A 21,152-nucleotide genomic window follows, 5' to 3' on the forward strand; every position below is an offset into this window, starting at 1 on the left:
ACTTCGTGGTCATTCCGTGGAGGTGGGGGTGGGAGAGATGCGAGCCGTGGAAGTGTGGGGCGCTGCGGGCGAGGGCACCAGTATGCGGCGCAGGGTCGTGTCCCTGAGCACGAAGTGGTGGAACAGTGCTGCCGCAGCGTGGATGCCGATGAAGGCGATGAACACCGGCTTGGCAAGCGCGTGCACATCACCCATCCAGTCCCACAAATAATAGGCGAGCAGGCCGGTGATGGGTGTAGCAAACAAGAGCCCGTAGAAGGCCCAGTGCATCGCCTTCGCCGCCAGTGCCATCCAACTGGGCGTTGCCGGATCGGGCACGGGTGTTCCCGACGTGGCGCGCAGGCCGAGCCGGAGAAGGGCAAGCACGAGGATTGAAAGGCCGATCCAGTAGTGGACTGTAGCAAGGGTCTGGTCGGCGGGCGAGGGCTGGCCGCCATCGGCAAGCGCGTCGACGGTCGCCGTCATGCTTTCGCCTGCCAGAAGCTGGAACACCACCAATGTGGCGATGAGCCAGTGCAGGGCGATCTGAAGTTTCGAGTAGCTGGTCGCCGAAGTGGCCATCTGCGGGCATCCTTGTTGCGAGTGGGGGCTTTTGCCGGCGGGCATCGCTCCGCCGGCGAGATTTTGAACCGTGACGGCTTCAATCCGCGGCCGTTTCGCCTGGCAATGTTGCGGCCCGGCTGGCCTGGGTCACCGTCATGAACAGGATCAGCGCTGCGATGCCGGCGAGGAAGATGAAGCTGGTGGTGGTGGCGCCGAACCCGAGGCCGCCATATTGCGCGGGCTGCGAGAACAGGTCGCCGAACGAGGCGCCAAGCGGCCTGGTCAGGATGTAGGCCAGCCAGAAGGCAAGGATGCCATTGAGGTTGAGCGCATAGTAGGCAAACGCGATTGCGGCGATGATCGAGCCGAAGATGACACCGGTCTCAAGATAGCCGAGGCCGAGGCCTTCGGCGGTAAGGTCGCCGGCCGCCGTGCCAAGCGCGAAGGTGAACAGCACCGCGAGCCAGTAGAACGTCTCGCGCCGCATAGTGGTGATCGAGTGGATCGAGAGCGTCCTCTCGAACGCGTACCAGAGCGCGAATGTGGCGGCGAGCACGACCGAGAAGAACAGCGTCGACGCTTCCAGGCTGACGCCGAAATTGTCGACGAGGTTGTCGGTTACCAGTGTGCCGACGACGCTTATCAAGACGACCGTCACCCAGTAAATCCAGGGAATGTAGCGAATCTGGGCGAACTGCAGGGCAAGCGCCACAATCAGAAGCCCGCTCAGAAGCCATGAGGTCGTCGCCAGTCCGAGATCGAGGTCCAGGTTCATGTAGTCGGCGGCGGTTTCACCGACGGTGACTGCCAGGAGCTTGATCAACCAGAAGTCAAAGGTGACTGCGGGGACCTTATTCTGCGTCTGCCCACGGTTAAACAGCGTCATCATGACGTTCTCTTCCTTGTTGCAGGGACTGTCTCGGGAGAGGCCTGGTGACCACGCGCTGGAGCGCCGCGCATCCTGCGGAACGCACAAAAGACGCTCCAGCGTGTTGAAGCAGCGTCCTTCTGGACGCGTGGCGCTCTAGGCGCCCAGCACCTTCAGGGCCTGTTCGAAGAACGCGTCGGCGCCGGCGTCGTCGTCGGCCTTGCAGCGTTCGAGGCCCTTGCCCTTGAGCTCGGCGGCCTTGGCCTTTTCGGCGTCGCCGACCTTGGTGGCCTTCAGTGCGGCGTTGACGTCGCCCATCATTTTCTCGCAGGGAACCGGACCGGCCGCGTGGGCGAGGCCGGAGAGCGAAGCGAAGGTGGTTGCGATTGCAAAGGCTGTGACAGCAAGGGTTTTCGTCATATCCATCATCCCGTTGGATGCCGGAAGATCCGGCGGCTCTTCAGACGTGCGGATGGTCGACTCATGTGGACCAGTCCGGCGCCGAAATGTCTAAGGGGCCGAAGTCTACTGGTCCTGTCTGACGGCTTACGGTTTCGTAAGAAACAACGATGGCAGCCAAGATAGTCGACCTTACGAAACGGTATGGTGGCGGCGATGTCGCGGTAATGACGCGATGCGAGGTTTGGCTGGGCGGTGGCCGCTGTCGCGGACGGGTGGTTTCGATCTGGGTGGGACCGCGATCCTCTCGGACATCCCGTCATGAAGCGACGGCGGCCTGCCCGCTTTCGGCACGCATCGCAAAGAATGTCGGCGCAGGCGGGACCGGTCAGTCGGCCGGCGCCCAGTCGAACTCCAGCTCTTCACGAAACGCAAAGCGTGCGATGTGGTCGGCGACCACCTGCTCGAGACGCAAAAGGTCGCCGGCCTCGACCTCGACGGTCAGCGCGCTGTCGTCCGCCGTCATATGCACGATGCGGCCCTCGCCGAGATCGATCTGGCCGCGAACGGACGAGAATTCCACCGCGAACTTGTGGCTCCAGTGTTTGCACAGTTGCTGCAGGTAGCGGCTGGCGTGCTCGGTGGAAACGACGGCGATCGACTTGGGCATGAGAGCTCCTTTCGGGTCCGGCGCGACTGACATCGCTACCGAAACTGGAGCGCAAGCATGGCGGAAGCGGGACCGGGCGGCAAGCGTGGGGAGAGCAGCGTCGAGACGACGTTGAAGCGCATCCGCTCCGCGCCCGGCAATTTGCCAACTCGAATTGTTGATTGTGAAGCCGATCGGCTTTGCGCAGGCGAACCGCTTGCCGCTGCGTGCAAGCGGGCCGCCCGATGTCGCGTCGCGGGAGGACAGGGGCGGGGTCGACGCAACACTCAGAGACTCGATTTGCGGATTTGCGCCGGCCGGATGCACCCGCCACATGTCACGATTGTCCGCCCGCCGAACGAGCGGGTCAATTAGCTCGATGGATTGGGCAGGGCAGGCGGCGCTAGACCGTGCCTACTTCGGCGTAATGCCCGAAGTCGGCATAGTGCTGGGTTGAATCCGCCTCGGCCTGGGCTTTGTAGGCGCGTGGCTCTCCGGTCCATTCGCCCTCGAAAATGCCCAACTCCTTACATTTCCAGCAATACGCCTGATATTGCGATCCAGCCGGCGGTGGCGGTGGTTGATAGGCCGGCTCACCACCGGAAACCGGAGCCGACTCCTCGGTCCAATCGTCACCCATCGTCTGTGCACCATCCGGCACAGCATGATCTGTGAGCATCTCGGGGATTTTCGGCCTGTATGCCATTGCACCATCTCCCTGTGGTACCGGCCGGACAATAGCGCGATCGGGGACCGGTTTCCAGCAAAGGGGCAGTCTGGCACCGGCGGAGAACACTGAGAACAAACGCCGGCGCAAGGCGCTACGGAACAGTATCGATTGTCGGCCGAATGGTGGTGGGTAGCCACGCCCTGCAAGCCGCAGCTTGCGTCGGCTATTCAAGGCTCTTCGGCAGCGGCAGGCTTGAGCAATTTTGATGCATGTCCCGGGCCAGCTGCTTTCGCTTTTTCGCCTGATGTTCTTTGCCCGCCAGCGCGATGCCCAGACCGTAGGGCCCGCCGAGCATGCCAGCCGAGAAGCTCAAGGTCTGCTTTTCCCCGGCCTCGTAGTCGCGGGCGGCAGCACGGATTTTCACGCATTCCGCCGACCGCCATTTCGGATCTTGCGGAGACAGCGAAGCGGCATACTCGGAGGGCTGCGGTGTCGAGCATGCCGCTAGCGCAACGGGCATCAACACGGCCAGGAACCTTGTCTTCATATCTCACACGCTCCTCTAGGGCGATCCAGCGCACCCCGACTGTCGGGTTCACCCCTGATTAATGTAATGTCAACCCATGTGGGTCCAGGTGCGAGCAGACGGGTGCCGTTCGGCCCTCCGTTTCACCCGCGCCGGCCATTGAGGCGACAATTCTGGGTCGCGGCTCTCGCCGCCGTCCGCTCACCCGGTCATGAATGTGCCCAGGGCGTGCCGATCGGCGGTGTGTCGTGATGTTCGCAGGGCGATCACGATCAGCCTGGGCACGCTTCATCCTGACAGCGCCCAGCACATCCGGACCGCAGCCTTGGCTCCGCGACCAATGACACGTCCAGCGTGGAGCTTCGCAAGCTTCTAATTTTCTTGAGAGATTTTGGTGCCGCTTAGGTGACTCGAACACCTGACCCCATCATTACGAATGATGTGCTCTACCAACTGAGCTAAAGCGGCTTCCAGGCAGCGCAACCCTTTTGGCCGCGCGACGATGTGTGCCTGATAACTTCAAAGCGCCGCGATTGCAAGACGCCTTCTGAGCCTTTTGTCAGACGGCGTAAACGCGCGGCCCGTCTCGATTTGGCATTGTGCTCGGCGGGCCAGAATATGCTCCTGATGGAGCCCTGGCCATGACGGGCAGGGCGCCGCAATCCGTCGCTTATCAGGCCATTCGGCTGTCGGTTCAGGCCGTCAGTCTGGCCTTGGCTTCGGCATACTCCCGGGCCAGACGGTCGACCAGCTCGGTCACCGGCACCACCTTGTCGACGACGCCAATGCCCTGGCCGCAGCCCCAGATATCCTTCCAGGCCTTGTATTTGGCCGCTTCCTCGAAATCCATCTTGGAAGGGTCGGCGACGGCGAGGTTGTCGGGGTCCATGCCCGAGGCGCGGACCGAGCCCTTGAGATAATTGCCGTGGATGCCGGTGAAGAGATTGGAGTAGACGATGTCGGCCGCCTTGGATTCGACGATCATCTGCTTGTAGGCGTCGGCGGCGCGGGCCTCCTCGGTGGCGATGAAGGGCGAGCCGATATAGGCGAGATCGGCGCCCATGGCCTGGGCAGCGAGCACTGCACCGCCATTGGCGATGGCGCCTGACAGCAGCAGCGGGCCGTCGAACCACTGCCGGATTTCCTGGATCAGGGCAAAGGGTGACAGCGTGCCGGCATGGCCGCCGGCGCCGGCCGCGACCGCGATCAGGCCATCGGCGCCCATCTTGATCGCCTTGCGGGCGTGGCGGTCGTGGATGATGTCGTGCAGCACGATGCCGCCATAGGAATGGACGGCCTGGTTGACTTCCTCGACAGCGCCCAGCGACGAGATGACGATCGGTACCTTGTATTTCACGCACAGGCGCAGATCGTGTTCGAGCCGGGTGTTGGAGCGGTGGACGATCTGGTTGACGGCGAAGGGCGCTGCCGGCCGGTCCGGATTGGCAGCATCGTGAGCGGCAAGGTCTTCCGTCACCATGGCCAGCCATTCGTCGAGCTGCGCCTCGGGGCGGGCGTTGAGTGCGGGGAAGGAGCCGACGATGCCGGCCTTGCATTGCGCCAGCACAAGCGGCGGGTGCGATATGATGAACAGGGGCGCGCCGACAACGGGAACGCGCAGCTTCTCCTTGAGGATGTCAGGCAATGCCACGTGTCGCTCCCGTCATTTTGACGTTTCCGTAAACGTCACTTCTATACCAGATCGTGCCGGGGCGGCAATGCGCCGGTTCGCGCCGACGGTGACGGGGCGAACAGGAGGCTCACGGGCAATGCCGGAACACTAGGGGAATGCTCGGCGGCATCCGGATTGGCATCATCTGTGGCATCCCCGTTAGCATCCCCATTGGCATCATTGTATTCAGTTTCGCGACAAAACGCCTGCACCGCCGTTGATTGATGCCGTCTGTGTCGCTAACCATCGGCGAAACAGGCGCCGCGCAGAGGGACTTCGGTTGGATTCGATCGAAAAGGCGATCCGGAACGCTTTCGAAAAGGGCGATCCCGAGAACCGCGAATATCGCGAGAAGGTGTACCGCGCGGCCTTTGCCGCGCTGGATCGTGCGCTCAAGGCCAATCCGGCCATGACGGTCGAGGTGGCGATCAACCGCCGCAGGGGACTGCAGGCGAAGATCGCCGAGATCGAATCGGAGTTCCAGCCGGCCGCGCCCGCAGCACCCGAAATGCCGGTCGCACCGCCGCATGTGGCCCCTGACGTCGCAGTGAATGGCAATGGCGGTCGGGCTCCCAGCATTTCGATCGGCGGCAATGGCGGCCGGGTGACGCCAGTCGTTCCCGACATCATGCCGGATGCGCCGATGCCGTCGCCGGCGAAACCCATGGAAAAGTTGAGCCGGCGCGAACGCCGCAAGGCTGATCGCGAGGCCCGTCGTGCCGAGCGGCGCAGACCGTTTGCAGCGATGTTCTTTGCCGTGACGGTGCTGGCCATGGCCGCGATCGGTGTCTGGTGGGGGGTGCAGACCGACCTGTTCAAGTCGGCCGCAGAGCGTGACACGTCGGTGCACAATCCGCCCAAGCAGCTAGAGAGCGAAGATTTTTCGCCGAACGCCGGCAGCGTCGGCCCGGCGAAGCCCGGCGATGTCGACGCGTCGCGCAACTGGATCACCGTCTTCTCGCCTGCTGACGCGGCCGACGTGAGCGCCCCCAACGGCACCACTGCGGCAGTGACCAAGGACGACACCGGCAGCTTCCTGCGCATCAGTTCGGGCACGACAGGCTCGGCCATAAGCTTCGATATCGGCCAGGGCGTTCTCGAAAAGATCGCCGGCAAGCATGCGGTGTTCGACATCGTCGCCCGCGCCGAGGACGGCAAGGAAACCCAGATGGCTGTCGCCTGCAATTTCGGCGAGCTCGGCGACTGTGGCCGCAAGCGCTATCTCGTTGGCTACGAGCGTGGCGAATACCTGTTCGAGATGGACGTGCCCGACAAGCAGCCGGGCGCTGGCGGCTCGATCGCCATCAACGCCGACATCGACAAGGAAGGCAAGGCCGTCGACATCTACGAGATCAGGGTCTCGGTCACCGAATAGGCTTGCTGCGCGACTCAGTCGAGCAGCGCTTGCAGCGTCTCGATGCGGTCGGCTTCGGCCGGCGGCTTGTCCCAGCGCAGGCGCGATATGCGCGGAAACCGCATGGCGACGCCCGATTTGTGGCGCGTCGAGCGGTTGAGGCCCTCGAAGGCGACTTCCAGCACCAGCCCGTTCAACCTGTCGGCGCGCACCGAACGCACCGGCCCGAAGCGCTCGACGGTGTTGTCGCGGACATATTTGTCGATCTGTTTGAGTTCCTCGTCGGTGAAGCCGAAATAGGCCTTTCCCACCGGTACCAGCTCTTCCGCTCCTTCCGCGCCCGACCAGACGCCGAATGTGTAGTCGGAATAAAAGCTCGAGCGCTTGCCATGGCCACGCTGGGCATACATCAGCACGGCGTCGACCGTGTGCGGATCGCGCTTCCACTTGAACCACGGGCCCTTGGGGCGGCCGGCGAGATAGGGCGAATCCAGCCGCTTGAGCATGACGCCTTCGATGATCGGATGCGGCGGTTCGCGCCGCATCGCCTCCAACTGATCCCAGCTGTCGAAGGCGACCAGCGGCGACAGGTCGAAGCGGTCGGGGTCGAGCGCGGCGATGAAGGCTTCGAGGCGCTCACGGCGCGTCGTAAAGGGCAGCTCGCGCAGGTCTTCGCCATTGAGCTGCAACAGGTCGTAGCAGCGCACGAAGGCGGGATAGCGGTCCTGCATCTTGACTGACACGGTCTTGCGGTTGAGCCGCTGCTGCAGGTCGGAGAAGGTGCCGGTCGCTTGGCGCGGTACACCGACCAGCAGCTCGCCGTCGAGGGCGGCATCGAAATCCATCGCCGCCACCACGTCGGGAAAGGAACCGGAAACATCATCGCCGGTGCGCGAGTAGAGCCGGCGGATACCGCCCTCCGACACCGCCTGGACGCGGATACCGTCCCATTTCCACTCGGCGGCATAATCGGTGGGGGCGAGTTTTTCCAGGTCGCCGTCACTGACTGGGTTGGACAGCATGACCGGCCGGAACAGCGCCTTTGCCACCTTCTCGGGTTTTGGTGCCGCGCCTTCCAGCCAGGCGAACAGGCCGGTGTAAGGTGACGTCAGGCCATGCCACAGCTCCTCGATCTCGGCGACGTCGACGGAGCCGAGGTCGGCCAGCGCCTGCTTGGCGAGGCGCGCTGAGACGCCGATACGCAACCCGCCGGTGACGAGCTTGATGATGGCGAAACGGGCCGAGGTCCCGGCCTGGTCGAGCAGCCGGGCAAGCACTGCCGGGCCGTCTGAGCGGCTGGCGGATTGCAGTTTTTGCACGACCTCGGCGAGCGTGATGTCGTGGTTGGGCCGGGTTTCGGGTGCCTCAGGCCAGACCAGTGATACCGTCTCGGCAAGGTCGCCGACATAATCGTAGGAATAGCCGAACAGCACAGGGTCCATGCGTTCGGAGACAAGCTGGCGCAGCATTGCCGGCTTGACCGAGGCAATGTCGAGCTCGCCGGTAAGGGCGGCAAGGGCCAGTCCGCGGTCGGGGTCTTCGACGGTGCGGAAATAGTCGGTGAGCAGCTTCAGCTTGCCGTTGCGGGACGGCGTCAGCACGAGGCGGTCGAGGAGTTCGGCGAAGCGGTTCATGGGGTGAAGGCTCGCCTTGAGGCGCGAGCTTCGTCCCACCCCCCTCTGGTCTGCCGGCCATCTCCCCCGCAAGGGGGGAGATCAGTCTCGTCGCCGGCGGCGCTCGTCTTGCGACGCTGCAGCGAAAAAACTTGCAACGCCGGTGATTGGCTGGTCGGGCGATGACAGCGTGATCTCCCCCCTTGTGGGGGAGATGGCCGGCAGGCCAGAGGGGGACGCTGTCCCGCGATGTCTTCCGTTTGGCCGCTTCCTACAATTCGAGCAACCCAGCCGGGCGCGACAGGCCAGGGGCGTGGAGGCAGAGGCGCAAGCTTGTCCACCATCAATCTCCCTCATCCTCATACCCGACCAGATGCAGCGGCCGTGCCGCGATCCCGTTGAGTTCGCACCAGCGCACCAGTGCTTCCTCGCGGCCATGGGTGACCCAGACCTCGCCGGCGCCCGTTTCGGTGATGGTGGCGGTCAGCTCGTCCCAGTCGGAGTGGTCGGAGATAACGAGCGGCAGTTCGACGCCGCCTTGCTTGGCGCGCTGGCGGATGCGCATCCAGCCGGATGCGAAGGCGGCGAGCGGATCGGGGAAGCGGCGGGACCAGCGGTCGGCGAAAGTAGACGAGGGCGCGACGACGATGGCGCCGGCGAAATCGGCCTTGACAGCGTCTTCGACGGTTGCCGGTCGGAGGTCGCCGAGGTCGACACCCTGGCTCTGGTAATATTCGCTGAGCCTGGTCATTGCCCCGTGGATGTAGATCGGCTTGTCGTAGCCCTGGTCGCGCAACAGCCTGATCACGCGCTGCGCCTTGCCGAGCGCATAGGCGCCGACGAGATGGGCGCGTTCGGGAGACTGCTTGGTGGACCTCAGAAGCTTGCCGATCTCGTCGGAGGCGTCAGGATGGCGGAAGACGGGCAGGGCGAAGGTCGCCTCCGTGATGAACACGTCGCAGGGCACGACCTCGAAGGCAGCACAGGTCGGGTCCTTGGCGCGCTTGTAGTCGCCTGACGCGACGATGCGCATGCCGTTGCGCTCGACCGAAATCTGGGCCGAGCCGAGCACGTGGCCAGCCGGGTGGAACGATACGGTGACGTCGCCGAGCCTGATCTTCTCGCCCAGCGGCATCGCCTGGCTGGCGCCGGCAAAATCCGGTCCGCAACGGATCGCCATAATGTCGAGCGTCTCGCGCGTCGCGAGCACCTTGGCGTGACCCGGGCGGGCATGGTCGGAATGGCCGTGGGTGATAAGCGCGCGGTCGACCGGCCGCACCGGGTCGATGTAGAAATCGCCCGGCGAGCAGTAGAGCCCTTCGGGACGGGAATGGAGGAGGTCACTCGGCCGCATCCCCTCAAGATAGGCATTTGCCGCTTGCGTGGAAGCCCGGTTTGGCAGTAATGCGCGCCACCCTCCTCATCATGGATGCCGCGCTTGACGCCGTTGCAGCTCTCTTCCAACGACCTGCTTGCCGACCGGCGGGCGGACTATGCCGAAATGCTGTTTGGTTCGGGCGACCATGCCGCCGCCGCCGAACTGATGCTTGGGGCGCTCGAACTGGCGCCGAACTGGGCGATGGGCTGGTTCCGGCTGGGCGAGATGCAGGAAGCGGCCGGCCAGAAGGAGGCAGCCGCCGAGGCGTGGCGCATGTCACTGAAGCTCGAGCCGGCCGACCGGCCAGGTGCCACGCTCAAGCTGCAGCTGATCGGGGCAGCCGCGGCTGCCGACAGCCCACCGAGCGCCTTTGTCGAAACGCTGTTCGACCAGTACGCCGAAAAATTCGATCACGCGCTGGTCGAGACGTTGCATTACCGCGTGCCGGAACTGCTGGCGGCGGCGATCGGTGCTACGGGGCACAACACGTTTGCGCATGCGGTCGATCTCGGCTGCGGCACAGGCCTGATGGGCGTCAAGCTGCGGCCGGTGGCGGAGCGCCTCGACGGCTACGACATCTCGGCCGAGATGCTGCGCAAGGCGCGTGACAAGGGCGTCTATGACAATCTGATCAAGGCCGATTTGCAGGAGCTGGAGCCAGTGGGGCAGACGGCCGATCTCGTCACTGCGGCCGATGTCTTCATGTATCTCGGCGCGCTCGACCGGGTGTTTGCCAGCGTCATGAAGATGCTGGCGCCGGGGGGCATCTTTGCCTTTTCGGTCGAGAAGTTTTCGGGTGCCGGGCCGTTCGAGTTGCAGGCCTCGCGCCGCTATGCCCATTCCGAAGCCTATGTGCATGGCCTCATCGCCGCTGCCGGGCTGAAGCTGGTGTCGCTGGACGCCGCGATTATCCGTCAGGACCGCCGCGAGCCGGTCGAGGGCCTGATCGTGGTGACCGAGCGGGTGGCCTAGCGCCGGCTGCTGCTCGGGCTGCCCAGCATGCCGCGCGAGCGCAGCGGCTTTTCCGCCGGCTTGGCGGTGGGGGAGACCTGTTGCTGCAAGGCTTCCAACTGGGCCTGAAGGTCGCGGACGAGTTTTTCCAACTCGCTGATGCGGGCTTCGTGGGAGATTGCGTCGGTCATGCGGGTGGTCCTGAATTTGGCTTCCCATCTGATACGGCAGTGCTTCGGATGCAAGCCTGTTGCTCCGCGATCCGGGTATCTTGATCCCTTTTTGTTCCAGATTTCGCTTGGCGTAACCTGTTCCCCGCGCTAGGCATGGGGCGTGACGAGCCAAGCGCGACTGGAGACGAATTCGACCGCCGCCATGCTGCCGGAACCATTCGTGCGATGGTTCGCTGAGCGCGGCTGGTCGCCGCGTGCCCATCAGCTCGACCTGCTCGCCAGCGCCCAGCAGGGCAATTCGGTGCTGCTGATCGCGCCGACTGGCGCGGGCAAGACGCTGGCCGGGTTCCTGCCGGCGCTGGCCAATCTGGCGATGCGGCCGAAGAAACGTCCCGGCGAGCCGCAGCGCGGCGTGCATACGCTGTACATTTCTCCGCTCAAGGCACTCGCCGTCGACATCGAGCGCAATCTCGGCAAGCCGGTCGACGAAATGAACCTGCCGATCACGATGGAGACGCGCACCGGCGACACGCCGCAGCACAAGCGCGCTCGCCAGAAGCTGTCGCCGCCCGATATCCTTTTGACGACACCGGAGCAGCTGGCGCTGCTGATCGCTTCGCCCGACGCTGACCGCTTCTTCAACGGCCTGCGTTATCTCGTGCTTGACGAGCTGCATTCGTTGGTGACCTCCAAGCGTGGGCACCTGCTGTCGCTCGGGCTGGCGCGCCTCAGGGCCTTCGTGCCCGACCTGCAGACGATCGGGCTGTCGGCGACGGTGGCCGATCCGGACGAGCTCCGGCGCTGGCTGGTGCGGCAGCACCCGCCAGGCGAGATGGCTGACCTCATCACTGTCTCAGGCGGCGCCAGGCCCGAGATCACAATCCTCGATTCCGAGGAACGCGTGCCGTGGTCGGGGCATTCGGCGCGTTATGCCATCCCCGATGTCTATGACGCGATCCGCCGGCACCGGACGACGCTGTTGTTCGTCAACACCCGCAGCCAGGCCGAGCTTTTGTTCCAGGAACTTTGGCGCGTCAACGACGACAATCTGCCGATCGCTCTGCATCACGGCTCTCTCGACGTCGGCCAGCGCCGCAAGGTCGAGAAGGCGATGGCCGACAATGTGTTGCGCGCCGTCGTCGCCACCTCGACGCTCGATCTCGGCATCGATTGGGGTGACGTCGACCTGGTCGTCCATGTCGGCGCACCCAAGGGTGCGAGCCGTCTGGCCCAGCGCATCGGCCGCGCCAACCACCGGATGGACGAACCCAGCCGGGCGATCCTGGTGCCCGCCAACCGCTTCGAGGTACTGGAGTGCCGGGCGGCCCTCGAGGCCAATTATCTCGGCGCGCAGGACACACCGCCGCTGATCGACGGCGCGCTCGACGTGCTGGCGCAGCATGTGCTGGGCTGCGCCTGTGGCGCACCCTTTGACGCCGACGAGCTTTATGCCGAGGTGACGGGCGCCGCCCCCTATGCCGGGCTCGACCGCGACAGCTTCGACCGTGTCGTCGATTTCGTCGCCACCGGCGGTTACGCGCTGCGCAGCTACGAACGTTACGCCCGCATTCGCAAGACCAAGGACGGCAAGTGGCGAGTGTCCAATCCGCGCATCGCCCAGCAATACAGGTTGAATGTCGGAACAATCATCGAAGCGCCGATGCTGAACGTGCGCTACACCCGCGCCAAGGGCAAATCGGGCGCGGGCACCGCAGCCGCGCTGACGCTGCGCGGCGGGCCGGTGCTCGGCAAGATCGAGGAGTACTTCGTCGAGACCTTGTCGATCGGCGACATGTTCATGTTCGCCGGCAAGGTGCTGCGCTTCGAGGGCATCCGCGAGAACGAGTGTTATGTGTCGACGGGCGGCAGCGGCAACGTGCTGGTGCCGTCATATGCCGGCGGCAAGTTCCCGCTGTCGACCTATCTCGCCGACCAGGTGCGCGGCATGCTGGCCGACCCCGCGCGCTGGAAGGCGCTGCCGGAGCAGGTGGCTGACTGGCTGCGCATCCAGCAGGAGAAGTCGGTGCTGCCGCGCAAGGAGGATCTCCTCGTCGAGACTTTCCCACGCGGCGAACGCTTCTACATGGTGGCCTATCCCTTCGAGGGCCGTCTGGCACACCAGACGCTCGGCATGCTGTTGACCCGCCGGCTGGAGCGCATGGGCGCGCGGCCGCTGGGCTTCGTCGCCACCGACTACTCTCTGGCCATCTGGGCGCTTGGCAATCTGGGCGCGATGTTCAAGGCCAAAAAACCGTCGCTGGCCGAGCTGTTCGATGAGGACATGCTGGGCGATGATCTTGAGGCCTGGCTCGCCGACAGCTGGCTGCTCAAGCGGACCTTTCGCAATTGCGCCGTGATTTCGGGGCTGATCGAGAAGCGTTTCCCCGGCCAGGAAAAGAACGGACGCCAGGTGACGGTTTCGGCCGACCTCATTTACGACGTCTTGCGCAGCCATGAGCCCGACCACATCCTGCTCAAGGCGACACGGGCGGATGCCGCGAGCGGGCTGCTCGATGTCAGGAGACTGGCTGAGATGCTCTCGCGCATCCGCGGGCGAATCGTGCACAAGATGCTCGACCAGATTTCGCCGCTGGCGGTGCCTGTCATGCTCGAGATCGGCAAGGAGCCGGTCAATGGCGAGGCGCACGACTCCCTGCTGCTCGAGGCAGCGGACCTGATCGAAGAGGCGATGGGAAGCGCATGAACATAGCCGCGCGCGATCTGACCAGGGAAGGCTGCGAGACCATCGCCATCGCTGGCGTGCGCGCCGCTTGTGACTGGCGCGGCGTGGTGAATTTCCCAGAACTCGACCTGCTCGTCGTCTCCGACCTGCACCTGGAGAAAGGCTCGTCGCACGCCCGCCGTGGTCGGCTGATCCCGCCCTACGACACGGCAGCGACGCTGCAGCGCCTGGCCGAGGTGGTCGAGGACTACGCGCCGCGCATCATCGTCAGCCTCGGCGACAGTTTTCACGACGGTGAGGGTGCAGCGCGCTTGCCCGAGCCGTTTCGCGACAGCCTGACGGCGATGATGAAGGGCCGGAACTGGTTCTGGATCGCGGGCAACCACGATCCCGACGCGCCGGCCGATTTGCCCGGCGAGACGGTCGAGGAACTGGCGGTCTCAGGCCTGGTTTTTCGCCACGAGCCGTCGAAGGGCCACGCCGCGGGCGAGATTGCGGGGCACTTGCATCCTTGCGCGCGCATCGTCCAGCGCGGCCGCTCGGTCCGCCGCCGCTGTTTTGCCAGCGATGGCGAACGGTTGGTGATGCCGGCCTTCGGCGCCTTCACCGGTTCGCTCAACGTGCTCGACCGGGCCTATCGCGGCATGTTCCGCGATGGCGCGCCAACCGCGTATATGATCGGGACGAGCCGGGTGTACCCGATTGCCGGGTCGCTGCTCAGGCCGGGGTGATTTCCGACGTGACGGCCATTCAATCGCCGAGTGCCGGAGATCGACGCTTAAGCGCGACCGGGCTGGATCGCCGCCGCGTTAATCCTTCCTGAAGATGATCCTTCCGAGCCATCCGGTGAACATTGCCAGCCCGATGGCAAAGAGGCCGTAGCCGAAGCCGTGGTCGGAGGCGAAGCGGAAGATGGTCTGCTCGAAGCCGGACTTGACGATGGCGAGCTGGGTCGAGGTTTCCTTGATGAACAGGCCGTTGCGGAACAGGAAGGCGCGCGCCTTGTGGGTGCCGACGGGCACGTTGGGGGCGAGGTGCAGGGTGGCGCGGAACAGGTTGGCCGACAGGAACTGGACGCCGCCGATGTTGTCGGAGTAGAGGCCCAGCCCTTCCTTTCGCTCGCGCAGCGCGTCGGTGAATTCCTGGATGGTCAGCGGGCTGGCGCGCTTCTCCTCGGGTTCGAGATAGATGTTGGCCGGACCGAGCGACAGCTGCCGGTAGCTGTCGGGGGTGGTGACGTCCTGCGGTGGCCGGGTGGTGGCCATGGAATAGGACACCGGCACGTTGACGAAGGTTTCCGAGCGGGTGTTGATCCACATGCCGAGGATGCGGTCCTTGCGGCGCACGACGACCTGGCGGGCCGGACCTTCGAGCACGACGATGACGTCGTAGCGGCCCTGGCGGCTGACCAGCGGGTCGGGATTTTCGAGCGCGCCGAAGATGGTGAGGTCGGCGCCGGAGAAGTCGGCAGTGATGGCGACGCGGTCGGTGGACAGGCCGATCTGGATGCCTTCGGGCAGCGGCACCGCGTCTTGCGCCGTTGCGGGCAGGACGACCAACAGGGTTGCCGCGGCAAGGGCAGCCAGGCGCCTCACAGCGTGCCTCCGCTCGGGGCGGTCAGCGAATAGAGGTTCTGCGGCTTGACGAACAGGTCGAAGCCGAGGCGCAGGGCAACGGCCAGCACCAGCAGCGCCAAGAGCGCGCGCAGCTGTTCGCCGCGCAGCTTCTGGCCGGCCTTGGCGCCGTATTGCGCACCCGCCACGCCGCCGATCATCAAGACCAGCGCCAGGATGATGTCGACGGTCTGGTTGGTGGTCGAATGCACCAAAGTGGTGAAAGCCGAGACGACGACGATCTGGAACAGCGAGGTGCCGACGACGATGTTGGTCGGCACCTTGAGCANATAGATCAGCGCCGGCACCATGATGAAGCCGCCGCCGACGCCCATGATGGCGGAGAGGAAGCCGATGCCGGCGCCGATGCCGAGCACCGGGATGACCGAGACGAACAGCTTGGAGGTGCGGAAGCGCATCTTGAAGGGCAGGCGGTGGATCCAGTTGTGCTGGCCCGACTTCTTCAGCGCCGGCGGCACGCCGCCCTTGGTCAGGCGCAGCGCATTGACGCTTTCGACCAGCATCAGGCCGCCGACGGTGCCCAGGAAGACGACGTAGAGCAGCGAGATGAACAGGTCGAGCTGGCCGATGGAGCGCAGCAGCGCAAAGACGACGCCACCGGCAGCGGAGCCGGCGATGCCGCCGATGAGCAGCACCGTGCCGAGCTTGAAGTCGAGCGTGCCGCGCTTGAGATGGGCGAGCGCGCCCGAAAACGACGAGGCGATGACCTGGTTGGCGCCGGTGGCAACCGCAATGGCGGGCGGGATGTTGTAGAAGATCAGCAGCGGGGTGATCAGGAAGCCGCCGCCGACCCCGAACATGCCCGACAGGAAGCCGACCGCCGCGCCCATCGCCAGCAGCACGAACACATTGACCGACATCTCAGCTATCGGGAGATAAATGCCCACCCGTCAGTCTCTACAAAAAGAAATTGCCGCCACCCGTTTCGGGGTGCCGGTTACCTAACGGCTACTTGCGCCGACATTGCGGCGAAGTCAAACACACCGCGCTCGAAACGGAAAATAACTCAACTAGTTAACTGGGCTGTTAACGGCGGGGCCGGTCGGCAGGCGAATGCGGCGGCGCAATCGGCCGCCGCATGCCATCATTTGCGGGCGATCAGTGCCTCGACCAGGGCGGTGTCGACATCGCCGGTGGGCGCCATGCCATTGTCCTTCTGGAAGGCGGCGATGGCGTCCTTGGTCTTCTGGCCCATCATGCCGTCGGGCTTGCCGGTGTCGTAGCCGTTCTTGGTCAGGATGGCCTGGACGTTGTGGATCGCCTTCTTCATGTCGACGGCGGTGGGCGCGTCCTGCCAGGCGGCGGGCACGTCGACCGAATTGGATGCGGGGTCGAGTGTCTTGGCCTGCCACAGGTCGGTGGCCTGCTTGGCGCGCTTCAGCTGCTCGGGGTTGAGCGCTTTGGCAATCTCGTCGCGCTTGGCGGCTGCGTCGGTGTCGCCCTGCTTGGCGACAAGTGCGAACCACTTGTAGGACTCTTCCAGATTCTGCTTCATGCCGACGCCCTTGGCGGCGAGGATGCCCAGGTTGAACTGGCTGTCCTTGACGCCGAGATCGGCCGCGCTGACGAACCAGCGTGTGGCGGACTCGTTGTCGACAGTGCCGTCTGCGCCCATGGCAAACAACACCGCCAGATTGTGCATGGCGCTGGCGTTGCCCTGTGCGGCGGCGAGCTGGTACCAGGTCTTGGCCTTGGCGGCATCGCGATCGACGCCCAGCCCTTTCTCGAACATGTTGCCGATCCGGTACTGCGCTGGCGCAAAGCCGAGTTCGGCAGCCTTCTCGTACCACTGCGAAGCGGCCTTCATGTCGGCCTGGGTGCCGCGTCCTTCGGCGTAGCGCGAGCCGATCTCGAACAGCGCCTTGGCGTCGCCCGCGTTCGCCGCCTGGCGCAGCGGCTCCGGTCCGAAGGTCGCCTGCAGCATGGGTGCTGCAGCTTCGATAGCGGGCTTGATGGTTTCGGTCACGGCAGGGGCTGCCAGGATCGACTGCGTGCTGCGACGGTCAAGCGCGACCTCGACCGGCTCGGAATAGTCGCTGGCATCGGCCAGTGCGTCAGGCGCCGGCTCGTCGACAGCCGTGTTTGCCAGTTCCGGCTTGTCGACGTTGCGGACCGGAGCCGCGGCCTCGTCGATGGCCTTTGCCGGGGCGGTCGCCGCGGGCATGACGGGAGCCGGTACCGGGGCAACCGTGATGCTTGCGGTTTCGACCGGATCGCTGAGGAACGCCTTGCCGAGCTGCATGCCGGCAAGCGCCAGCATGACGGCGCCGACGGCCATCAGCACCGACTTGCGCCGGGCCTTGATCAGGTCGCCGATGCGCAGCGCGCGCACCGGACCCTTGAGGTCGGAGCTGCGCTTCAGCGCGTCAGCCTCGGCGGCGGCTGCCTGGGCGGCGCGGCGGGCGGCGGCGATGAAGTCCGCCTTGGCTGCGTCAGCCTCGTTGCCGCGCGCCGGCTGGCCGCGTTCGTCGCGGACGCGGCGCATGATGGCGTTGAGGTCAGGCGCGCCCGAGCCGGGTTCGAGCGGACGGTTGGCGATCTTGGGATCGAGCGGCGCATCGAGCGAAACCTCGGCTGTCGGGGCCACGACATCCGGCTCGGACGCTTCGACTGATACCGGCTCCTGTTCCTTGGACTTGCGCGAGAAGGCGCGGGCGAGACCGCCGAACATCGACCCCTTAGCGGGCGCCTGTTCCTTCTTGTCGGTGCGCACGCCGTCGAGTGCGGCAACGGCTGCCGCGGCTTCCGCTGCGGCCTGGGCCGGGCTGCGCGACGTCCGCTCATCGGCGGCGGCGTGATCGGAGCCGCGACGGCCGAAGGTGGCATGGGCCTCGGGAAGCGGCGCCGGCTCCTCGGGGGCGAGCGACGGGGTATCGAGCACGGCGCGCACAGGCTCTGCCTCGGCAATCGGCGGGGTCAGGAGCTCGGCGACGGATGCCGGAGGCGTCTCGACCGGCGCCTTGGGCTGGACCGGCATCGCGGCAGGGGCGTTGGTTTCGATCGAGCCGAGACGATCGACGATCTTGAGCAGCGTGTCGTGGATGGCCTCGAAGGTCTTGCCGTTGCGCTCGTCGGAGCGGCGGGTCAGCGCTTCCAGTGTCTTGAGATCCTGCGCCAGCCCTTCGACCGCGACGGATTCGGGTGCGGTACCGGTGAAGTTGCGTACGGCATCCTCGGCCGCCTTGCGGGCGGCTTCGACCAGGGCTTGATGGTTGCCCATGATCGAGCGCTCGATCTCGTCGAGGCGTGGACGGATGTCTTCGAGCTCCGGCAGCGGCGCGCCAGGGCGGGCAAGGTGTTCCGACAGTCCGCTGACCTGCGCCTCGAGGCTGCGGATCAGGCCGGGATCGATGCTGGCCACCTGCGCCGAGGAGATTTCGAGCCGGGTCGAGATGTCTTCGAGGCGGGCCTCGAGACCACGCATTGCCTGTTCGGTGGCGGTGTCAGGGCGGTTGGTTTCGAGGCGCTGGGCGAAGGCCGTGAAGCGCGCGTCGATGGCCTCCATGATGTCGCGGTTGTCGGCCGCCGGCTGCGCCGACTGGCGGTCGAGCCGGTCGCCGAGGTCTTCGAGGCGGCGTTCAAGGTCGCGGAACAACGTGTTGCCATGCTCGATGGCGTCGCCCTGGCGGCGCTCGAACACGTCGGCCAGCGCGTCGAAGCGCTGCTCGATGCCCTGGAAGACCAGGCTGGCGTCGGGTGCCTGAGGCGCACGTTCGATCTTGTCGGCGATCAGCGAGATCTGGCGGCCCAGGCGCTCGACGGCCTGTCCTGGAACTTCGCTGCGGGCAGCGATGCCGTCGACGCGATCAGACAGGACATTGAGCCGGTCGATGATCTCGGCTGTCGGCTGCTGGTCAGCGGTGATTTCCTCGATCTGGTGGGCGAGGGCGGCGATGCGCAGCTCGATGCGTTCGAACGGCGCGGGGTCGAAATGTGGTGTCTGGGCTGCGACCGTCGAGGCGACGATGGCGCGCGAAATCTCGTCGAGGCGCTCGTCGATCAGGCCGAACATCTCGTCGCCATGACTGTCGCGCTGGCGCACGAACTGGTCGACGGCGCCGGCAAGCGTGCGGACCTTGTCCTCGATGGTGCGCAGCGACAGCGATTCCGGCAGGCTGTTGACGGCCTCATTGATCTGTTCGAGCCGGCCGGCAAGCGCCGCGAGTGCCGGGTCTTCGCTGCGCTGACCCTGATTGGCCGACATGCGGTCGGCGAAATCGGTCCAGCGCCGGTCAAAGTCGTCCCAGCGGCGATCGACCGACAGCACCGTCTCTTCGCGCGCCAGGTCGGTCAGCGAACGACGGACCTGTTCGAGTTCGAGGCGCAGCATGCTGACGCTCTTGTCGTCGCTGCGTTCGGCGAGCGAATGGATGGCGCCCGACAGGCGCTCCAGTTCGAGCCCGAGTTCGGCGCCGGTGGCGCCAGCTGCGCCTGCGCGGTTGGCGCGGTCGATGTCCTGGCGCAGCTGGTCGAATTCGCGCTGTAGGCCCGATGTCATCTGGTGGCGCATCTCTTCGCGCAACGCGCGCAGTTCGCCGGCGATCTTGCCGACGGCGGCGACGCCGTCCTCCTGGCCGCGGACGCGGTCGATGTCGCGGGCGATGGCGTGATAAGGGCGCTCATAAGGCTTGGTACGGCCAAATTCGCCACGCGGCACGTAGCCTGTCGCCGGCGCCTGGCGCATTGAGGGCCGCTGCGGTTCGGCGGTTTCCTCGCGTGTCCGGTCCAGCCGCGCCTCGAGGTTTTCGAGCGAGCGATTGAGCTCCTCGAGCGAGGCATGCTGGCGGCGCTGCCTGCCGTCATTGAGGCTGTCGAGATAAGACCGCTTGTTGTTCATCGAAACGCCCGTTGGTCAGAGTGCTGGCAGAAGACCAGAGTCTCAAATCCTTGCCGGGATCGGGGATTGCGAAGCGCCTTGCGGAAACATGGCTTCCCGGGCTATTCGCCGCCCTCCGAAACCGTGAACAATTCGGTACATGATGACCACGGGAGAACCGACATGCGCACATTTCCCCGAACGTGGTAAATAACCTCTTAACCAAGCTTAAGAATGTGCGACGTTGTGTTACCCCTCCGGGCTGTGGCTGCGACCAGATTTCCCTTGCGTAGGGTAGGGCTGATCGTTATAGCATTTACGTAAACGTAAGACGTGTGCAGAACGCCGTCTTGAGTGCATTTACATAGAAACCACGATCGGAAGCCCGCCCCCTTCGGCTTCCAGTCAGAGCACGGCTGGCGATGCCGCCGCCGCTCGCAATTGGGGATATCGGAAGCAGATGATGAAACTCGTATCGGTCGCCGATGCTGCGGCCAATGAAAACAATCTTACCGGCGAAGAATTTGTTCGCATCGGCGAGATGGCGAAGAAGTACGGCGTGACGCTGCGGACGCTACGTTTTTACGAAGACAAGGGGCTGCTGAACCCCAAGCGTGAAGGCGCCACCCGTCTCTACACACGCCGCGACCGCGCCCGCCTGAAGCTGATCCTGCTCGGCAGGAAGGTTGGCTTCTCGCTGCGCGACGTCAAGCAGATGATCGACCTCTATGATCCGAGCGGCACCAACGCCAAACAGCTGCGCCTGACCATCGACAAGTCGGAAAAGCAGCTCGGTCGCCTCCAGAAGCAGCGCCAGCTGCTCGACGAGGCGATCGACGAACTGAGCAATCACATGTCGGCCGTTCGCCAGTTGCTGGCCGAGCGCACCGCAGTGCAGGCAAGCGCTGCCGGCTGATCATCCCTGGTGATCTGATCGACGGCCCGGCGGGGGAGACCTCGCCGGGCCGTTTTGCGTTTGAGGGGGCTCTTCGCCGTCTAAGGGGGGCGACTGGCACGTGCGGCGCCTAGGCCCAGCGGCCTGTCATTCATGGCGCGAGGGGCATTTTGGCCCCGGCTCGCTTTCGCCGTCGTCCTGGCATGGATTCCCGACCTAAGGCGTTGAGAAATCCACCGGAATGCGGATTCACAAAAATTGACGTTTACGCAAACGTCAATTTTTGCTAATCGACGTTCGACAAGCGGTTCCCCGTCGCATACCGTCT

At 65.0% G+C, this 21,152-nt stretch carries 18 protein-coding genes and 1 tRNA gene; 5 read left to right on the top strand and 14 right to left on the bottom strand.

All coding sequences use genetic code 11. From position 1 onward, the window contains the following. Nucleotides 1-9: 9 nt before the first annotated feature. The 8 genes from B015_RS0104255 to B015_RS0104290 form a co-directional block, all read right to left on the bottom strand. Complete coding sequence (locus B015_RS0104255; RefSeq protein WP_018426424.1) at nt 10-561, bottom strand: cytochrome b/b6 domain-containing protein; 552 nt, start codon at nt 559-561, stop codon at nt 10-12. A gap of 79 nt (nt 562-640) precedes the next feature. Next, entirely contained in the window at nt 641-1,432 is a 792-nt protein-coding gene (locus B015_RS0104260) for a hypothetical protein (RefSeq protein WP_018426425.1), read from the bottom strand. 135 nt (nt 1,433-1,567) lie between these two features. Next, a complete protein-coding gene (locus tag B015_RS0104265) occupies nt 1,568-1,831 on the bottom strand; it encodes a hypothetical protein (RefSeq protein WP_157632684.1) in 264 nt (87 codons plus the stop codon). A 367-nt stretch (nt 1,832-2,198) separates the two neighbouring features. Then, the gene (locus B015_RS0104270; protein ID WP_026226870.1) at nt 2,199-2,480 is read right to left on the bottom strand and encodes a DUF2218 domain-containing protein; all 282 of its coding nucleotides are present in this window, start codon (nt 2,478-2,480) and stop codon (nt 2,199-2,201) included. Nucleotides 2,481-2,862: 382 nt separating this feature from the next. Beyond that, entirely contained in the window at nt 2,863-3,165 is a 303-nt protein-coding gene (locus B015_RS33210; RefSeq protein WP_026226871.1) for a hypothetical protein, read from the bottom strand. 187 nt (nt 3,166-3,352) lie between these two features. Then, on the bottom strand, nt 3,353-3,676 hold the full coding sequence (locus B015_RS30425) for a hypothetical protein (protein WP_040456521.1): 324 nt from the start codon (nt 3,674-3,676) through the stop codon (nt 3,353-3,355). 371 nt (nt 3,677-4,047) lie between these two features. Beyond that, a tRNA-Thr gene (locus B015_RS0104285) sits at nt 4,048-4,123 on the bottom strand. 226 nt (nt 4,124-4,349) lie between these two features. Beyond that, a complete protein-coding gene (locus tag B015_RS0104290) occupies nt 4,350-5,306 on the bottom strand; it encodes a nitronate monooxygenase family protein (RefSeq protein WP_026226872.1) in 957 nt (318 codons plus the stop codon). 301 nt (nt 5,307-5,607) lie between these two features. Between B015_RS0104290 and B015_RS0104295 the strand changes: the two genes are divergently transcribed. Beyond that, the gene (locus tag B015_RS0104295; RefSeq protein WP_018426431.1) at nt 5,608-6,702 is read left to right on the top strand and encodes a hypothetical protein; all 1,095 of its coding nucleotides are present in this window, start codon (nt 5,608-5,610) and stop codon (nt 6,700-6,702) included. Nucleotides 6,703-6,716: 14 nt separating this feature from the next. On the opposite strand, the gene B015_RS0104300 is transcribed toward B015_RS0104295, so the two are convergent. Beyond that, the gene (locus B015_RS0104300; RefSeq protein ID WP_018426432.1) at nt 6,717-8,315 is read right to left on the bottom strand and encodes a cisplatin damage response ATP-dependent DNA ligase; all 1,599 of its coding nucleotides are present in this window, start codon (nt 8,313-8,315) and stop codon (nt 6,717-6,719) included. A gap of 322 nt (nt 8,316-8,637) precedes the next feature. Continuing rightward, on the bottom strand, nt 8,638-9,648 hold the full coding sequence (locus tag B015_RS0104305) for a ligase-associated DNA damage response exonuclease (RefSeq protein ID WP_018426433.1): 1,011 nt from the start codon (nt 9,646-9,648) through the stop codon (nt 8,638-8,640). An 84-nt stretch (nt 9,649-9,732) separates the two neighbouring features. On the opposite strand from B015_RS0104305, the gene B015_RS0104310 reads away from it, so the two are divergent. Further along, on the top strand, nt 9,733-10,644 hold the full coding sequence (locus tag B015_RS0104310; protein WP_040456522.1) for a methyltransferase domain-containing protein: 912 nt from the start codon (nt 9,733-9,735) through the stop codon (nt 10,642-10,644). On the opposite strand, the gene B015_RS33215 is transcribed toward B015_RS0104310, so the two are convergent. Next, complete coding sequence (locus B015_RS33215) at nt 10,641-10,814, bottom strand: hypothetical protein (RefSeq protein WP_018426435.1); 174 nt, start codon at nt 10,812-10,814, stop codon at nt 10,641-10,643. The two genes, B015_RS0104310 and B015_RS33215, sit on opposite strands and share 4 nt — an antisense overlap. Nucleotides 10,815-10,998: 184 nt before the next feature. Between B015_RS33215 and B015_RS0104320 the strand changes: the two genes are divergently transcribed. Both B015_RS0104320 and pdeM read left to right on the top strand, forming a co-directional pair. Next, on the top strand, nt 10,999-13,500 hold the full coding sequence (locus B015_RS0104320) for a ligase-associated DNA damage response DEXH box helicase (protein ID WP_018426436.1): 2,502 nt from the start codon (nt 10,999-11,001) through the stop codon (nt 13,498-13,500). Next, on the top strand, nt 13,497-14,210 hold the full coding sequence (gene pdeM, locus B015_RS0104325) for a ligase-associated DNA damage response endonuclease PdeM (RefSeq protein WP_018426437.1): 714 nt from the start codon (nt 13,497-13,499) through the stop codon (nt 14,208-14,210). Before B015_RS0104320 ends, pdeM begins: the two co-directional genes overlap by 4 nt. 78 nt (nt 14,211-14,288) lie before the next feature. Here pdeM and B015_RS0104330 read toward each other — a convergent pair whose 3' ends face one another. From B015_RS0104330 to B015_RS0104340, 3 genes are all read right to left on the bottom strand, one after another. Further along, complete coding sequence (locus tag B015_RS0104330; protein WP_018426438.1) at nt 14,289-15,074, bottom strand: TIGR02186 family protein; 786 nt, start codon at nt 15,072-15,074, stop codon at nt 14,289-14,291. Then, nucleotides 15,071-16,000, bottom strand: coding sequence for a sulfite exporter TauE/SafE family protein (locus tag B015_RS0104335; RefSeq protein WP_026226874.1), 930 nt, complete (start codon nt 15,998-16,000; stop codon nt 15,071-15,073). The genes B015_RS0104330 and B015_RS0104335 overlap by 4 nt, the downstream gene beginning before the upstream one ends. A gap of 197 nt (nt 16,001-16,197) precedes the next feature. Beyond that, nucleotides 16,198-19,950, bottom strand: a complete 3,753-nt coding sequence (locus B015_RS0104340; protein WP_018426440.1) for an SEL1-like repeat protein — start codon at nt 19,948-19,950, stop codon at nt 16,198-16,200. Nucleotides 19,951-20,392: 442 nt separating this feature from the next. Between B015_RS0104340 and B015_RS0104345 the strand changes: the two genes are divergently transcribed. Then, the gene (locus tag B015_RS0104345) at nt 20,393-20,845 is read left to right on the top strand and encodes a MerR family DNA-binding transcriptional regulator (RefSeq protein WP_026226875.1); all 453 of its coding nucleotides are present in this window, start codon (nt 20,393-20,395) and stop codon (nt 20,843-20,845) included. Nucleotides 20,846-21,152 lie beyond the last annotated feature (307 nt).

Source organism: Hoeflea sp. 108, assembly GCF_000372965.1.
Lineage (GTDB): Bacteria > Pseudomonadota > Alphaproteobacteria > Rhizobiales > Rhizobiaceae > Aminobacter.

Coding starts and splice junctions, on each gene's coding strand:
- B015_RS0104345 (WP_026226875.1), top strand. CDS start 20,393: ATGAAACTCGTATCGGTCGCCGATGCTGCGGCCAATGAAAACAATCTT.
- B015_RS33210 (WP_026226871.1), bottom strand. CDS start 3,165: ATGGCATACAGGCCGAAAATCCCCGAGATGCTCACAGATCATGCTGTG.
- B015_RS0104255 (WP_018426424.1), bottom strand. CDS start 561: ATGGCCACTTCGGCGACCAGCTACTCGAAACTTCAGATCGCCCTGCAC.
- B015_RS0104305 (WP_018426433.1), bottom strand. CDS start 9,648: ATGCGGCCGAGTGACCTCCTCCATTCCCGTCCCGAAGGGCTCTACTGC.
- B015_RS0104320 (WP_018426436.1), top strand. CDS start 10,999: ATGCTGCCGGAACCATTCGTGCGATGGTTCGCTGAGCGCGGCTGGTCG.
- B015_RS0104265 (WP_157632684.1), bottom strand. CDS start 1,831: ATGACGAAAACCCTTGCTGTCACAGCCTTTGCAATCGCAACCACCTTC.
- B015_RS30425 (WP_040456521.1), bottom strand. CDS start 3,676: ATGAAGACAAGGTTCCTGGCCGTGTTGATGCCCGTTGCGCTAGCGGCA.
- B015_RS0104300 (WP_018426432.1), bottom strand. CDS start 8,315: ATGAACCGCTTCGCCGAACTCCTCGACCGCCTCGTGCTGACGCCGTCC.
- pdeM (WP_018426437.1), top strand. CDS start 13,497: ATGAACATAGCCGCGCGCGATCTGACCAGGGAAGGCTGCGAGACCATC.
- B015_RS0104260 (WP_018426425.1), bottom strand. CDS start 1,432: ATGATGACGCTGTTTAACCGTGGGCAGACGCAGAATAAGGTCCCCGCA.
- B015_RS0104270 (WP_026226870.1), bottom strand. CDS start 2,480: ATGCCCAAGTCGATCGCCGTCGTTTCCACCGAGCACGCCAGCCGCTAC.
- B015_RS0104340 (WP_018426440.1), bottom strand. CDS start 19,950: ATGAACAACAAGCGGTCTTATCTCGACAGCCTCAATGACGGCAGGCAG.
- B015_RS33215 (WP_018426435.1), bottom strand. CDS start 10,814: ATGACCGACGCAATCTCCCACGAAGCCCGCATCAGCGAGTTGGAAAAA.